Origin of the sequence: Enterococcus alcedinis (assembly GCF_014635985.1) — a bacterium.
Classification (GTDB): Bacteria; Bacillota; Bacilli; order Lactobacillales; family Enterococcaceae; genus Enterococcus_I; species Enterococcus_I alcedinis.
In genome coordinates, this window is sequence record NZ_BMDT01000004.1 from 178493 (window position 1) to 194119 (window position 15627).

The 15627-nt window shown below is 37.0% G+C and carries 18 protein-coding genes and 1 other annotated feature; of the genes, 13 read left to right on the top strand and 5 right to left on the bottom strand.

Annotated elements, in window-relative coordinates:
• Positions 1-237: 237 nt before the first annotated feature.
• A complete protein-coding gene (locus IEV09_RS06430; protein WP_188367452.1) occupies positions 238-882 on the top strand; it encodes a redox-sensing transcriptional repressor Rex in 645 nt (214 codons plus the stop codon).
• Positions 883-931: 49 nt separating this feature from the next.
• Here the strand turns inward: IEV09_RS06430 and IEV09_RS06435 are convergent, their stop codons facing one another.
• Positions 932-1276 carry a thioredoxin family protein gene (locus tag IEV09_RS06435; RefSeq protein ID WP_188367453.1) on the bottom strand — a complete coding sequence of 115 codons (345 nt, stop codon included), beginning with the start codon at positions 1274-1276 and terminating at the stop codon, positions 932-934.
• Positions 1277-1481: 205 nt separating this feature from the next.
• On the opposite strand from IEV09_RS06435, the gene IEV09_RS06440 reads away from it, so the two are divergent.
• The 6 genes from IEV09_RS06440 (at position 1482) to IEV09_RS06465 (ending at position 5157) form a co-directional block, all read left to right on the top strand.
• Positions 1482-1751, top strand: coding sequence for an IreB family regulatory phosphoprotein (locus tag IEV09_RS06440; protein ID WP_188367454.1), 270 nt, complete (start codon positions 1482-1484; stop codon positions 1749-1751).
• A complete protein-coding gene (gene ruvX / locus IEV09_RS06445; RefSeq protein ID WP_188367455.1) occupies positions 1748-2176 on the top strand; it encodes a Holliday junction resolvase RuvX in 429 nt (142 codons plus the stop codon). The genes IEV09_RS06440 and ruvX overlap by 4 nt, the downstream gene beginning before the upstream one ends.
• 39 nt (positions 2177-2215) lie before the next feature.
• The gene (locus IEV09_RS06450; RefSeq protein ID WP_188367456.1) at positions 2216-2518 is read left to right on the top strand and encodes a DUF1292 domain-containing protein; all 303 of its coding nucleotides are present in this window, start codon (positions 2216-2218) and stop codon (positions 2516-2518) included.
• A 376-nt stretch (positions 2519-2894) separates the two neighbouring features.
• Complete coding sequence (locus IEV09_RS06455; RefSeq protein WP_188367457.1) at positions 2895-4049, top strand: AbiH family protein; 1155 nt, start codon at positions 2895-2897, stop codon at positions 4047-4049.
• A 101-nt stretch (positions 4050-4150) separates the two neighbouring features.
• A complete protein-coding gene (locus IEV09_RS06460) occupies positions 4151-4663 on the top strand; it encodes a uracil-DNA glycosylase family protein (RefSeq protein ID WP_188367458.1) in 513 nt (170 codons plus the stop codon).
• Positions 4664-4797: 134 nt separating this feature from the next.
• A complete protein-coding gene (locus IEV09_RS06465) occupies positions 4798-5157 on the top strand; it encodes a DUF2500 family protein (protein ID WP_188367459.1) in 360 nt (119 codons plus the stop codon).
• 61 nt (positions 5158-5218) lie between these two features.
• Here the strand turns inward: IEV09_RS06465 and IEV09_RS06470 are convergent, their stop codons facing one another.
• Complete coding sequence (locus tag IEV09_RS06470) at positions 5219-6046, bottom strand: aldo/keto reductase (protein ID WP_188367460.1); 828 nt, start codon at positions 6044-6046, stop codon at positions 5219-5221.
• Positions 6047-6248: 202 nt separating this feature from the next.
• Here IEV09_RS06470 and IEV09_RS06475 point away from each other — a divergent pair, with 202 nt between their 5' ends.
• On the top strand, positions 6249-7997 hold the full coding sequence (locus tag IEV09_RS06475; protein WP_188367461.1) for a glycoside hydrolase family 35 protein: 1749 nt from the start codon (positions 6249-6251) through the stop codon (positions 7995-7997).
• A gap of 46 nt (positions 7998-8043) precedes the next feature.
• Here IEV09_RS06475 and IEV09_RS06480 read toward each other — a convergent pair whose 3' ends face one another.
• Positions 8044-8835, bottom strand: a complete 792-nt coding sequence (locus IEV09_RS06480; RefSeq protein WP_188367462.1) for an AraC family transcriptional regulator — start codon at positions 8833-8835, stop codon at positions 8044-8046.
• A gap of 177 nt (positions 8836-9012) precedes the next feature.
• Here IEV09_RS06480 and IEV09_RS06485 point away from each other — a divergent pair, with 177 nt between their 5' ends.
• Both IEV09_RS06485 and IEV09_RS06490 read left to right on the top strand, forming a co-directional pair.
• The gene (locus IEV09_RS06485) at positions 9013-9744 is read left to right on the top strand and encodes a ThuA domain-containing protein (RefSeq protein WP_188367463.1); all 732 of its coding nucleotides are present in this window, start codon (positions 9013-9015) and stop codon (positions 9742-9744) included.
• Between the two features lie 16 nt (positions 9745-9760).
• Positions 9761-10870: a Gfo/Idh/MocA family protein gene (locus IEV09_RS06490; RefSeq protein ID WP_188367464.1), complete on the top strand. Its 1110-nt coding sequence runs from the start codon at positions 9761-9763 to the stop codon at positions 10868-10870.
• A 14-nt stretch (positions 10871-10884) separates the two neighbouring features.
• Here the strand turns inward: IEV09_RS06490 and IEV09_RS06495 are convergent, their stop codons facing one another.
• Positions 10885-11682, bottom strand: coding sequence for a helix-turn-helix domain-containing protein (locus IEV09_RS06495; RefSeq protein WP_188367465.1), 798 nt, complete (start codon positions 11680-11682; stop codon positions 10885-10887).
• A gap of 192 nt (positions 11683-11874) precedes the next feature.
• On the opposite strand from IEV09_RS06495, the gene fucO reads away from it, so the two are divergent.
• The 3 genes from fucO to IEV09_RS06510 all read left to right on the top strand — a co-directional run bounded on the left by fucO (position 11875) and on the right by IEV09_RS06510 (position 15339).
• Positions 11875-13026, top strand: coding sequence for a lactaldehyde reductase (fucO, locus tag IEV09_RS06500; protein WP_188367466.1), 1152 nt, complete (start codon positions 11875-11877; stop codon positions 13024-13026).
• Between the two features lie 127 nt (positions 13027-13153).
• On the top strand, positions 13154-14035 hold the full coding sequence (locus IEV09_RS06505) for a VOC family protein (protein WP_188367467.1): 882 nt from the start codon (positions 13154-13156) through the stop codon (positions 14033-14035).
• Between the two features lie 95 nt (positions 14036-14130).
• Positions 14131-14367: a binding site (T-box leader), on the top strand.
• Positions 14368-14472: 105 nt separating this feature from the next.
• A complete protein-coding gene (locus tag IEV09_RS06510) occupies positions 14473-15339 on the top strand; it encodes a MetQ/NlpA family ABC transporter substrate-binding protein (RefSeq protein ID WP_188367468.1) in 867 nt (288 codons plus the stop codon).
• 56 nt (positions 15340-15395) lie between these two features.
• On the opposite strand, the gene IEV09_RS06515 is transcribed toward IEV09_RS06510, so the two are convergent.
• On the bottom strand, positions 15396-15627 hold a 232-nt coding region (locus tag IEV09_RS06515; RefSeq protein ID WP_188367469.1), incomplete at its 5' end, for an IS30 family transposase.

A 15627-nucleotide genomic window follows, 5' to 3' on the forward strand; every position in this document is an offset into this window, starting at 1 on the left:
CTTAGAGTAATCTCAAAGGTGTACGGGTCGTATCATTGGTGAGTGGCTTCATTTATGCCGTAACCTAATCATCTAGTTGAAGTCAGTTTATCATAGTTTCAAAGCTGTCGCGACACTCTAAAAAAAATTTTTTGGAAAAAAACACTATTTATGAGCAAGCAAATTGCTTTTATAGGGGCAAGTTTGCTATGATAGGACAGTAAATAGTGAAGTTTTCACAAATGGAGGTACTGTAGAGTGAAAGAAAATCAAATACCAAAGGCAACAGCGAAACGCTTACCTTTATATTATCGTTATTTAAGAATATTAAATGATGCAGGCAAAAAGAAAGTATCGTCAACGGAATTGAGTGAAGCCGTCCAAGTGGATAGTGCGACCATTCGTCGTGACTTTTCATATTTTGGTGAGTTAGGAAAACGTGGCTACGGCTACGATGTGAAAGACTTAATGAATTTCTTTGCTAAAACATTGAATGATGACCAAATGACAAACGTGGCTTTAATTGGAGTAGGTAACTTAGGAAGTGCCTTATTAAAATATAAGTTCCACCAAAGCAATAGTATTCGTGTTAGTGCAGCTTTTGATGTTAATTCTGAGATTGTTGGACGAATTGTGGACGGCATTCCGGTTTTCCCGATGTCTGATATGAAGGAACAAATTGAGATTCAACAAATTGAAATTGCGATTTTAACAGTCCCAGCTGAACATTCACAAGACGTTGTTAATGATCTTGTTGCAGCGGGCATTAAAGGAATCCTAAACTTTACGCCGGCAAGAATTACAGCGCCAGCAGGGATTTTAGTTCAAAACGTAGATTTGACTACGGAATTACAAACACTAATTTATTTCCTGCATTCAGGTGGCGTTATTCCAGCTGAATAACAAAAAAGGATTTATGGCTTATTTTAGTCATAAATCCTTTTTATTATTTTTATTCGAAAATCGTTTCGTAGTTCGTAGGTTCGGATAAGGCTAAGTAATTGTCAACGAGTGTTTCTAGTTGCTTAAAGTTGATAAATCGTGCCTGGCGGTGGACTTCTTTACCTTGATAGAAGACCAAGATTGCAGGTGCAGTCATTACTTGGAATGTCCCCGCGACTTCTTGATATTCCAAGGCATCAAGAGTGTACATTGGTAGTTTGTGATGGGCAAACATTTGCTCGACACGCGGTTGAACCGCATGACAGACAGAACAGTTCGGCATGGTGATATATAATAAAACAACACGTTCAGATTGAATCTTTTCAAGCGTGTAATTAAAGCTTTCATGTTTCATAAATGAACCCTCCTTCACATGAAATATACTAAGGAAAAATAAAGTTGTCAACTTTTGTGTATTTAGTTATAGAACCTTCAAAAAAAGGTCACAAAAGTCGTATATATTTGAATTGTGAGAAAAGAATTTATTTGTAGTTTAGGACAAGGTTTAGTACAATAGGTAACAGATAGAATGAGTCAAAAAGAGAAAGAGGTGTTGCTTTATGGGATTTACGGATGAAACGGTTCGCTTTGATTTTGACGACAATCGTAAGAAAGAAGTCAGTGAGACGCTAGCCATCGTTTACCAAGCACTGGAAGAAAAAGGCTATAATCCAATTAACCAAATTGTGGGTTATTTACTTTCAGGAGATCCGGCTTACATTCCACGTTATCGTGAAGCTCGCAATTTAATTCGTCGCCATGAGCGCGATGAAGTATTAGAAGTTCTAATTCGTTATTACTTAAAAGATCATGGAGTCCACTTATCATGAGAGTGATGGGATTGGACGTTGGATCAAAGACAGTCGGAGTGGCTATCAGTGATCCAATGGGATGGACAGCCCAAGGGATTGAAATCATCCAAATTAATGAAGCAGCTGGTCACTTTGGCTTCAAACGTGTTAAGCAATTAATCGATGAATATGAAGTGACAAAAGTTTGTATAGGTCTACCCAAAAATATGAACAACTCGATTGGTCCACGTGCAGAGGCTTCTTATGCCTATGGTAAAGCATTAGAAGAACGTTTCAAAGTCGAAGTGGTTTACCAAGACGAACGTTTAACGACTGTTCAAGCAGAGCGGATGCTAGTCGAACAAGGCAACGTTTCGCGTGCGAAGCGTAAAAAAGTCATCGATAAAGTGGCAGCAGTTGTGATATTACAAAATTATTTAGATCAAAATAGTAATGGCTTTTAAATTGATGGCTATTAAAAATTTTAGAAAAGAGGAAACAATATGACAGAACATACACATGATCATGAAGGACACGATCACATTACATTAGTAGACGACGAAGGAAACGAAACGTTATACGAAATTCTTTTAACAATCGATGGACAAGAAGAATTTGGTCGCAACTACGTTTTACTTTACCCAGCTGGCATTCCAGAAGAAGAAGAAGTAGAATTACAAGCTTATGCTTACATCGAAAACGAAGATGGCTCTGAAGGAAACTTAGAGCAAATCGAAACAGACAAAGAATGGGATATGATTGAAGAAGTTTTCAATACATTCATGTCAGAAGAAGAAGAAGCTTAATAATAAGTAGGACAAACCTTGATGCATTGGGGTTTGTCCTTTTTTAAAAGTATAACTTGCTAATAAGAGTGAGTCGCACATTCACCTCTCACTGTTTCCATAAATATTAGAGAGTAGCTGTAGTGAAAGTGATAAAAAGTTATTAATACGTGAAAAAAGTTAGAATCTAAGAATAGCGGATTAATTTCTGTGTTTATTCGAAAGAACAATATTGTTATTAGGTTAGCTGTGGAAGAGAATAAAGATAGGTGTGATTAATATTTAAGTTGTGGGGAATTTCATGGTAAACTGATTCAATTTCTTTTGTTAAGGTACCAAAAATGTAATTATTCTTGATATCATGTTGAGTGTAATTAGATGGACAGGCGGTTTTTATGTGAAAGAGAATTTAGTAATTGTTGGCAATGGTCTGGATTTATCTTGTGGATTAGAATCAACCTATACTCATTTTTTTGATGCTAGGATATCAAAGAGTATTGAAAAACAGTTAGAACATTTCAAAAGATATGGTAATGGTAGAAATTTTAATCATAGATCAATTATCTTTAAAGGGGATAGAGCCTTTAGAGAGTATGAAATACCTTTTAGTGAGTACAACGAAATTAAAGAGGGGAACCTTACATTCTGGGATTTTTTATTTTATTATGTATATGGAAATACGAGTGAAAAAGAGTGGCACAACATTGAACAGAATATTTTGAATATAATAACTAAGTTGGATTTAACTAAAAAATACTCGGATTTAGGGAGATCTAAGGAAGTAGGATTTGCTGTTATTGGTGGTGATCACAAGAAAAGAAACATAGAAAGTGCGTTAAAGCTAAGTAGCGTTATGGCTTATTATGTTTTGCCTGCTGATAGATATTGTGAAAAGAAAAATATGGATGAGTTTTTATTAAGTGAATTATTTTTATTTGAGAAAGATTTTGCTGATTTTTTGAAGAATAAACTATCCCAAAATAAGAAATATCAAAGAAGAATTGGAACGCAATTAAAGAAAATTGTAGGTAAAGATATTGCAGAGAGTGAGAACTTTTCAGTACTATCATTTAATTATACTATTCCGAATCGTTTTAAAAATATTATTACGAATGTTCACGGTCGGCTGGATCGTGACAATATTATTTTTGGAATAGATCAAAATGATATCAAAGCAACATCGTCAGTTTTTAAATATACTAAAACATTCAGAAAATTGGTTCAGTCTAAGAGTAAAGATGACTTAATATACATAGATAATAAAAATGAATTGAAGAATATTTATTTTTACGGTCATTCATTAAGTAAATTAGATTATTCCTATTTTCAATCGATATTTGACTACTATGAGATTTATCAAAGTGAAGTCTCTCTAGTATTTTGCTGTTCAGTTTATGGTGAAAGGACGTCTTCAGAGATTCTTTCAGAACATGCAAACCTGGTAGGTGCATTGTTAGAACAATATGGATTGACTATGAATAATCAAAATCATGGTAAGAATCTAATGCACAAGTTGCTTTTAGAGGGACGACTAACTATAAAAGAAATATAATTTAGAGAATCTCTTTAAAAGACATTCTGCTATAGTCCGGTATAAAATAATAGATCAGTATATTATTTCTGATACATAATTTCCTAAAAGGAGTTGTTGTTATGCGATTAACAGAAAAGAATTCTCCGTATTTTTATAAAGAATTGGATATTTTATTTGTTGCGTTGAATCCACCAGTACAATCGAATCGTAATGGACACTATTTTTCTGGTGAGAGATCTTTATTTTTCCCTAGATTATATGATGCGGGACTTATCACCTTCAATTTAGATAAAAAAAATGCAGATGAAATAGTTTTCGGAACTCAAAAGTTTAATTATAAAAATAAAAAATATGGTGTGGTTGATATGCTTCCTTATAGAGAAGAGACTAACTCTAAACAGGTTAAAGTAACAGATGATGACTATTATAATTTAATTGACAAACTGATTTTTTCAGACAGTAAAAATATCGTACTCATACATAGTAAGGTATCTGAAAAGTTTGAAAAAATAGAGGAAATTGAATTAATCTACGGAAATAACGGGCCTGTATTAGAGTATCTAGATATTAAAGCAAATATCTTCAAAATGCCTTTTCCTAATGGATCTAACTATAAAAAGAGGAAATCATAGAATGGTACTCGTTAATAAAAGAGGTTCTATAGTTTTTCGTGACTATTAAAAGTCAATTGTTAGCATTTTTTATTTTTATCAATTATCTATTCATATATAGTATAATGAACAAAAAAGATGATGGAGGATGGGCAATGGAGAGTTATATGCTGTTGGAAGAACCACCAATGTTTTCATTTTTTCAGTTTTTTATTTTACTTACTTTTTTTATTATGTTGGGGATTTTTATCTATCGATTAATAAATGTTAGTTTAAATATGAATGCAACACCAACGACGATCACTGTCACGTTGATTGGTAAAGACCAGTCTGTTCGTCGCACACAAAATAATTTTACTTCATCAATATTTACATTTATTTTTGAAGATGACAAAGGGGAACGCCTTTCTTTTGATGTAGGGAAGAAGGACTATCATCAGTTTGTAGAAGGTGACAAGGGGCAGCTAACCTATCAACGAAAAATGTTTAAATCATTTGAACGAATAAAAGAATAACAGTAAACCCCTTATCTCGAGGAAAACTCGAAATAAGGGGTTTTTAAATTGTTCTAAAAAATTAGAGCTCTTCGTGTTCATCTGAATTGGCGCCATGTCCATCGGGAGAAGTATCTAAGTTTGTGATACTTTCGATTTCTTCGACAGTCAGCGAAAAATCAAAAATAGTCAAATTGCTTTTTTGACGTTGTAAATTCGTTGAGCGAGGGATTGAGACAACACCGAGTTGATAGATCCAACGTAAAATAATTTGTCCGCTGTTCTTTTGATATTTTTCAGCGAGTGTGGCAATCAGTGGATGATTTAAAATCTCGCTGCCACCGCCGAGAGGACTCCAAGCTTGCGTGAGAATCCCTTTTTCTTCATGATAAGCTCGCCATGTTTTTTGACTTGTGCCAGGATGTAATTCAATTTGGTTTACAGCAGGTGTGACACCTGTTTCCTGGATAAGACGCTCAATATGTTCTGGGCTAAAATTTGAAACACCGATTGTGCGAATCAATCCTAAGCGCTGTGCATCAATCAGAGCCCGCCAGGCATCAACGTACTGATCGCGTTTAGGGTTCGGCCAGTGAATCAAGTAAAGATCAAAATAATCGAGACCTGAGCGATACAAAGATTCTTGAATGGTTTTTAACGCGTGATTATATTCGTGAAAGCGACCCGGTAATTTGGTTGTGACAAAAAGTTGACTTCTAGCGACAGAGCTTTGGCGAATCGCTTCACCTAGAGCCCCTTCATTTTCGTAGTTATAGGCAGAATCGAGTAGACGATAACCGTGGTCAATGGCTTCACGAATATAATTGACGCCAAAAGAACCACGTAATCCTGCGGTACCAAAACCAATTGCTGGAATTTCTAAACTATTATGCATTACAAAATGTTTCATGGTCATTCCTCCTTATAAGATGTTCTGTATATGAGGACAGTATAATGGATTTGACCGTATAATGAAACCGCTATCATTCAAAAGGTAAGCGCACGTTACTTAAGTGTTTCGAAATCTTTTATTTTTAGGTTTCTCTTTTGATACTTTTAGAAAAGGATTCGGGCTAAAATAAAGGCAATGATTGAACAAGAAGGAGAAACAGATGGGAAAATTTGAAATTAAAGAAGCGTTTTATTTAAATGAGGAACCGTTTAAAATTATTTCTGGAGCGATTCATTATTTTCGTGTTGTGCCGGAGTATTGGCGTGATCGCTTAGAAAAGTTACGTTTAATGGGTTGTAACACGGTTGAAACGTATGTCGCTTGGAATATGCATGAACCAAATGAAGGTGAATTTCATTTTGAAGCGGGCCTTGATCTACGAAAATTTATTCAGACGGCGCAAGAAGTTGGGTTATATGTGATTTTGCGACCAGCTCCGTATATTTGTGCGGAGTGGGAATTTGGCGGTTTACCTTATTGGCTCTTGCACGATCCCAATTTGAAATTACGCTTTGATTATCAGCCATTTATGGAAAAAATTCATCGTTATTTTGATCAATTATTCGCACAAGTCATTGATTTACAAGTCACAAACAACGGACCAATTATTTTGATGCAAGTTGAAAATGAGTATGGTGGTTACGCGAATGATAAAAACTACATGCGAAAAATGGCGCAAATGATGATTGACCAAGGGGTGAATGTTCCTCTAGTCACTTCAGATGGTCCGTGGGGGGATATGTTAGAAAATGGTTCGATTCCAGAACTTGCATTACCAACAATTAACTGTGGTTCAAAGGTCAAAGAGCACTTTAAACGTTTGCGAGCCTTCCACGGTGAAAAACGTCCTTTAATGGTGATGGAGTTTTGGATTGGCTGGTTTGATGCTTGGGGGGATGAAGCTCATCATACAACGAGTGTGGCAGAAGCAACGAATGAATTATCTGATATTTTAGATGAGGGCTCAGTGAATATTTATATGTTTCATGGAGGAACGAATTTTGGCTTTACTAGTGGAGCCAATTATTATGAGAAACTAATGCCGGATGTGACGAGTTATGACTACGATGCGTTGTTAACCGAGTGGGGAGATATGACTCCGAAGTATGAAGCGTTCAAAGAAGTGATTCGCCGACACACAGCGATACCAGAATTCCCCTTAACGACAGTGATTCAGAAGAAGCGTTACGGTAAACAGACGGTTCGTCAACGTGTTTCGTTATTTGAGACACTCGACACCATCAGTCAAAAAGTCCATTCGAATTACCCACTGTCAATGGAAGCCTTAAACCAAGGTCGCGGCTATATTTATTATCGCAGTCAAATAGGGCCGGCTCGTCCAATTGACGATTTCCGCTTAATTTCAGCGATGGATCGCGCGCATATTTATATTAATAATCAATTGAAGACCATTCAATATGACTTAGAAATCGGTCAAAAAGAATCTTTTGTCTTAGACATGCCAGAAAATGAACTCGGGATTTTGATTGAAAATATGGGACGTGTTAACTATTCGGTGAAAATGAATCACCAACATAAAGGGATTAAAGATGGTGTCTTAATCAATGGTGCATTCCAAAGTGAGTGGGAGATGTATGCATTGCCAATGGATAACTTAGAACACATCGATTTCACGAAAAGCTATCACGTAGGACAACCGAGTTTTTCACGTTTCGTCATTGACATAGAGGAAACAGGGGATACCTTTATTGATTTAGCTGGTTGGGGTAAAGGGTTCGTGACAGTCAATGGATTCAATATTGGTCGTTTCTGGGAAAAGGGACCTCAAAAACGTTTGTATATTCCCGCACCGATTTTAAAAATTGGTAGTAATGAAATCATTGTCTTTGAATCAGATGGTCAAGTGACAGACACGGTTACGTTAACAGATATTCCTGATTTAGGATAGAGAGAAACAACAACTTTGCGAAAGAGTGAGGCAAAGTTGTTGTTTTTTAGTTTGAAAGATAATTGGAGCGATAAACGCGAGGTGTTGTCTGTGTTTGACTGATAAAGTGTCGGTTAAAGCTGCGTTGGGTTTCAAAACCAGATTGTAAGGCAATATCTAAAATCGAAAGTGTTGTGGTCTCAAGGAGTTGTTTGGCATGAGAAATTCGTAGATGCGCTAAGTAGAGCGGAAAACTCATTTCGATTTTATTAGAAAAAATTTTAGAAATCGTATAGACATTGGAATGCAAAGCTTCTGCAACCGAATCTGCTGAAAGAGGTTCTCGGTAATGGGTATCAATATAGCTCAGAATTTGGTGAGTCAAGGATAGGTTTTCTGATGCGCGTTTACGCAATTCCAAAACTTGGAGAAATTTAGCAAACATCAATTGCCACAAAGCTTTTTGTAAAAAATATTGTCGGTAATTAGCAGTTGGACTCAGTGGCTCTGTTTGTTGCAATAAAGACTTCATATCGACCGAACTTTCAAATATAGGCGTCTCTGGACAATAAGCCGTTAATAACGCTTCATAATCAGAGAGAAAAACGGAATCCAATAAATAAATGGTCGCTTCGTAATCGAATCGTGCGTGATAGCTATGTACGCAATGTGGGAAGATAACCGCAATCATTCCTTTGGTCAATTCATATTGCTGATGCTCAATATGTAAGATGCATCTGCCTTCCGTGATATAGACGATTTCTGTCTCTTTATGTAGGTGACTAGGGAAATCAAAATTTTGAATAGTCATTCGTCTGAACGCTTCTTGTTCTTGATGATTCTCATAAAAAGCAAACATTTCTTCTCTCCTTTAAAATGCCAATTTTTGTCTACTTATTTTGTTGATCTGACATGAATTCTAACGGAAGAGTTGGTAGAATACAAGCAACAACAAAAATCAATCAATAAAATGATAGCGGTTACCACGAGTTGTCGTGAATCATTGAAAATAACCCAAGTTAGGAGAATCATGCATATGAAACGAGCATTAATTATTCAAGGAGGTTGGGAGGGGCATGAACCCTTGCTGACAAGCCAGCGATTTGCCAATATGTTAAGAGAAGAAGGCGATTGGGAAGTTCAAATCGAAGACAATCTGACTTATTTAGAAAAAGAAGAACATTTGAATGCCATCGATTTATTAATTATGTGTTGGACGATGGGGAAAATCACAGAGGAGCAAAGGGACAATGTTTCAAAATTTGTCGGAAAAGGTATGGGACTTGCGGGTGCACATGGTGGGATGTGCGATGCTTTTCGTGAAGATACACAGTGGCAATTTATGACAGGTGGTCAATGGGTCTCGCATCCTGGCGGCGATGGCGTTGACTATATGGTACAGATTCACCACGGTTCAAGCCCAATCGTTTCAGGACTAATGGATTTCAGTGTCTCGTCTGAACAGTATTATTTACACATCGATCCTGCGATTGAAGTTTTAGCGTCTACACGTTTTCCGCACCCTGATGTGCCTTATTATCATCTTTCGAATAAATCGATTGATATGCCAGTTGCTTGGACCAAGTTTTGGGGAAATGGGCGTATTTTTTATCAATCATTAGGACATCAAGATCGTGTCTTTGAGGAAAGTCCAGTGGCACATCAATTAATGAAACAAGGATTACTATGGGCCGGTGAAAGCAAAAAAGAAGCGGAGTCCTTACAGTTAACAACCGAACGATTTGAAAATGATGCAAAAATGTATTAACACGGAGGGACAGCAAATGAAAATAACAAAAATTGCTTTAATTGGTGCAGGCGACATTAGTGGGATTTATTTAGAAAATCTGACAAAGTTGTTTAAACAAGTGGAGATTGTTGGTGTTTGTGATTTAATTCGAGAAAAAGCGGAGCGTGCAGCACAGAAATATCAAATTTCAAAAATCTATGATTCGATGGTGGATGCTTTTGTCGATACTGAAGTAGAAATCGTCTTAAATTTAACACGACCGTATGAACATTTTGAAGTAACAAAACAAGCTTTAGAAGCCGGAAAACATGTTTATTCTGAGAAACCGTTAGCTGCAACGAAAGAAGAAGGGGAAAATCTCGTTCGTTTGGCAGAAGAAAAAGGGCTGATGATTGGCGGGGCTCCCGATACCTTTTTAGGTGCATCGATTCAAACGTGTCGCAAATTAATTGAAGATGATTTTATCGGCGAGATTGTCGGTTGTAATGCAGCGATGATTTGTCGCGGTCATGAGAGTTGGCATCCAGATCCTACCTTTTATTACCAGTTTGGTGGTGGACCGATGCTTGATATGGGACCGTATTATTTAACAGCGATGATCCATTTGATGGGACGTGTAACGGGGGTAACGAGTGTGGTGCGTCAATCGTTTCCGACTCGTATGATTACGAGTCAGCCCCAATCTGGTACGGAAATTGAGGTGGAAGTTCCGACCTATCTTACAGGGATGTTAGAATTTGAAAATGGGGCAGTTGGGAACGTGTTGACGACTTTTGATGTTGTTTATCAAGAGCAATCGCGTTTTGAAATTTACGGCTCAAAAGGCACATTGATTGTTCCCGATCCTAATTTTTTTGGTGAAAAAATTTACCTCCTACGAGCTGGATACAATGAATTGAAAGAAATGCCCTTATTATTCGATTACCAAGAAAATGCTCGTGGTCTAGGACTAGCAGAGATGGCTGTAGCGATACAAGCCAATCGTCGTCCACGTGCAAACATGGAACAAACGTTCCATGTGTTAGACATTATGACTGCATTTCAACGTAGTAGCGATAAAAAAGGGTATGAGGCAATTACCTCACCTTTTTCAAAAGACAAACCAATGAACTTAGCGGCTGTTTTAGGTGTGATTGAATCATAAAAAATTCCGGGGAGCTAGTAGAGTCCTCGGAATTTTTTTGGTGTATAATTTGTACGTCTTTTAAACATGTCAATGAACTGGCTAGTGGAATCAAAACCGACTTTTGTTGCGATAAATTGAATGGATAAATCCGGTTGATTCACTAATAATTCTTTTGCTTGGCGAATACGAAAGTCAATTAAATATTGGTAAGGGCTTTGTCCCATAAATTTTTTAAATAATCGATTGAAATACTGAGTGCTAATATAATGTTTTTGAGCCAATTGCTCAACGGTTAAGGGTTGAGCATAATTTTTCTGAATATCCACGAGGCTTGGTTGTACGTACTTTTGGAATAATTCATGTTGTTCGATCGGTTTACGGGATTGTCCGAGAGTTAAGATAAATTGATAACACAAAATGGATAAAGAAAATTGCTCGACTTCTTCTTCAAATGAGCGAATCATTTTTTGAATGTTCTTTGTAAATGAAAAATTATCGCTGTTTTTAGCGAGGATAAAACTTTTATTTGATAGCATATGATGAAATTGCTGTTTTAAATAACCGTCAAACGTAGCAAAATTTGTTCGCCAATCCGTTGTAAGAGGATAATAGGCATGCGGAACAAAAGGAGAGATTAATATCCCTTCTCCTTCTTTGAGTGTAATTTTGCGATTTTCAATCCAGATTTCACCAACGCCTTTTTCCGTTTGTAACCAGTGATACAAAGGATAGCCGTCCATTCGCTGTAAACTGACTTGTTGCCAATTGTTACCGATACTTTCGATATTAAAGGGGAGTTGTTGATTGGATAAGTTAAAATAAATAGCCATAAAAAATTCACCTCAATCTTTCTCAATCATATATTGAAAAGGATAACATAGCTAGAAAATTCTGTCAGACAAGATTGTCTTTTAGGATTAAAATGAAACCGATTCAAATAATTGACTAGTGCTATTGATTTTCATCCAGTTTCATGTTTTAATATACTTGTGAAACACTGAACAATAAAAGGGGGAAGAAAGATGATTAATCGTATGATATTAAATGAAACGTCTTATTTTGGTAAAGGAGCCGTAGCAAATGTGGCGACTGAGATTATTAAAAGAGGATTTAAAAAAGTAGTTGTCATTACAGATGCAGATTTAGTCAAATTTGGCGTGGTAAATAAAGTGACACAGCACTTGGATCAAGCTCAAATTGATTATGTCATTTATGATGGGATCGTTCCAAATCCAACAATCGAAAACGTTGAAGAAGGCGTTGTATTCGTTAACCAAGCCAAGGCAGATTGTATTGTAGCAATTGGTGGCGGTTCACCGATTGACACAGCGAAGGCGATTGGAATCATTGTTCGTAACCCAGAATTTTCAGATGTTCGAAGTTTAGAAGGCGTGGCGGATACAAAGAACCCATCGTTACCAATTTTGGCCGTACCAACGACTTCGGGAACAGCGGCGGAAGTGACCATCAATTACGTTATTACAGATAAACAAAATAATCGTAAATTTGTTTGTGTAGATCCTCACGATATTCCGATTGTTGCCTTTATCGATAGTGAGATGATGGCAGGCATGCCACGTGAATTATGTGCCGCAACAGGAATGGATGCGATGACACACGCAATTGAAGGGTTAATCACACCTGCTGCCTGGGAAATGACCGATATGTTACATCTTAAAGCGATTGAAGTGATTGGTCATTCATTACGTGATTCAGTTAATGGCGATGAAGTAGCACGTGAGAAAATGGCATTGGGACAGTATCTTGCAGGTATGGGTTTTTCAAACGTCGGATTAGGTCTTGTTCATGGTATGGCTCATCCGTTATCCGCTTGGTATAATATCCCACATGGTGTGGCTTGTGCCACGTTATTGCCAACAATTATGAATTATAATAAAGATTTTACAGATGAGAAATATCGTAAAATAGCGATTGCTTTAGGTATTCAAAATGCGGAATTAATGCCACTAGAAGCGGTTCGAAAAGCTGCTTGTATGGCGATTGCACAGTTAAGTAAAGAGGTTGGGATTCCGGCCACGATTGCAGAATTAGGTGTGAAAGCAGAAGATCTACCGAAGATTGCTGAAGATGCTTTCCGTGATGTTTGTACACCAGGGAATCCACGGGAAACATCAGTTGAAGAAATCATAGGACTTTACCAAAGCTTGATGTAAAGATTGTTTAAAAATAGAGTGAAATCAATCAATTAGGACCCTTTTTAATAGCGAATTTTCTACTTCTTCTTTAAAATAAAGAGGAAGTAGAATTTTTTGTCGAAAAATGGAAAGGTTGGGAAATAAAATGAAAAAAATATATCCTTGTCTATGGTTAGATAATCAAGCGCAAGAGGCTGCCAAATTTTATACCACGGTTTTTGAAAAGGGTGCGATCAATGATACGCAATATTACTTAGATGACTTACACAAGCCTAAAGGTAGCGTACTGACAGTTGATTTAACGCTTGCAAATCAACGTTTTATTCTTTTAAACGGTGGATCAGACTTTAAGATCACACCAGCCATTTCTTTTTTTGTTGATTGTGAGACAAAGGAAGAATTAGAAGCGCTTTGGCATGCATTACTTGAAGGTGGTTTTGCCTTGATGCCTCTTCAAGCGTATCCTTTTAGTGAATATTTTGGCTGGGTACAAGATCGTTTTGGCGTGACATGGCAACTAGCGCTATCCAATATCCCGCAACGAATCAGTCCAGCAGTCATGTTTGCAAATGAAAAATTTGGTCAAGCAAAGCAAGCAATGACGCAATGGCTGTCGTTATTCCCACGGAGCGAAATTTTGTTAGAAGTTCCAGATGGTGAGAACTTACAGCAAGCATTATTTACTTTAAACGACATGCCGTTTCGTGTAATGGATAGCCCCGGAAAACATGATTTTGGTTTTACCATGGGCATTTCCTTTTGTGTTGATTGTGAAGATCAAGCTGAAATTGACTATTTGTGGGAAAACCTCACACAAGATGGGAAAGAATGGGACTGTGGTTGGCTAGAAGATCGTTACGGTGTAGCTTGGCAAATTGAACCAGCCAATTGGGTACATTTAGTGGATACGAGTCATCCAGAGCGAGCGCAAGCGGTGACGAATGAACTTTATAAAATGAAAAAAATTGATATTGCTCGATTAGAAGCTGTATATAATCAATTCACTGAGGACAATGGATCAACTTGATTCGCAGGTGCGATAAAATGTAACATTTCATTTTAATGAAAAAAGAAGGTTGACAATGAGAAAATTCTCATGTAAAGTACGAGATAACATAAATAGCTAATCCGTTGATGAGAAGAGTAATTTTTGACAGCATTATTAGAGAGGTTCCATTTGGTGAAAGGAATCATTGCGATAGAAGATGAAGATGGTCTCGTAGGATAAATCATCGATATGTAGGTGATTTCGTCGTGTCTAAACGTTATACTAGACGCCATTACAATCATGATTGTGATGGGCAGAGGGAAGTTTTTAACTTCCGAACAAAGGTGGCACCGCGATTATTCGTCCTTTATCAGATTACTGATAGAGGACTTTTTTTTGTTAAAAAAGGGAAAACCCCAATTTTTGGGTAAATATAAAATAAAAAAGGTTTTAAACAATAAAGGAGAGAAATAAAGATGAAAAAGAATTTCAAGAGTATTTTACGTTTAAGTGTTTTTGCAGCAGCGGCACTTGGTTTAGCAGCTTGCGGAACAGGTGATAAAGGTGGCGCAGCGTCTTCAGAGGCAGCAAGTTCTGGTTCAGAAGCAGAAAAAACAGTGATTACAATCGGCGCGAGTTCAACACCACATGCGGAGATTTTAGAGCAAGTAAAAGAAGACCTTGCGGCAGAAGGCTATGATTTAGATATCAAAATTTTTGATGATTATGTTTTACCAAATACCGCTTTAAATGATGGTAGTTTAGATGCGAACTTCTTCCAACATTTACCTTATCTAGAAAACTTCAATAAAGAACATGGCATTGACCTTGTTTCTGTTGGTGGTGTTCATTTTGAACCACTCGGTATTTACCCTGGAAAAGCAGCGTCACTAGATGCCATTACAGAAGGTGGTAAAGTAGCGATCCCAAATGATGCGACAAATGGCGCTCGTGCCTTATTATTACTTGAAGCAGCTGGTTTAATTAAATTAAAAGATGGAGCAGATATTACTGCGACTTCAAAAGATATTGTTGAAAATCCAAAAGATTTAGAGATTGTTGAGTTAGAGGCAGCACAAGTGGCTCGTGCCGTTCAAGATGTTGATGTGGCGGTTATCAATGCGAATTACGCATTAGAAGCTGATTTTGATGTTGAAAAAGATTCACTAAAAAGTGAAGATAAAGACTCAGAAGCAGCGCAAACATATGCGAATATTCTTGTAGTAAGAGCAGAAGACCAAGATTCAGATGCGATTAAAGCGTTACTTTCAGCTCTACAATCAGAAAAAGTTAAAACATTTATCAATGAAACCTACAAAGGTGCGGTTGTACCTGTATTTTAATCGATTAACCAAAAAAGCAAAGGCATAGACCTTTGCTTTTTTTGTCGCTTGAATTGTCAAATTAAACGCAACACCTTGCCAAAGAAGAGCTCATAAGGTGTTTTCCAACCTACGCACTTACGCGGACGTTTATTTAGTTTTTCGATACAAGTATTGATGTAGTCTTTTGAATAACCTGTTAGATCGTCTGCTTTTGGAAAATACTCTCTTAGTAGCCTATTGATGTTTTCGTTTGTTCCTCGTTGCCAAGGGGCATGAGGGTCTGCGAAATAAAAGGGGATTTTGTCT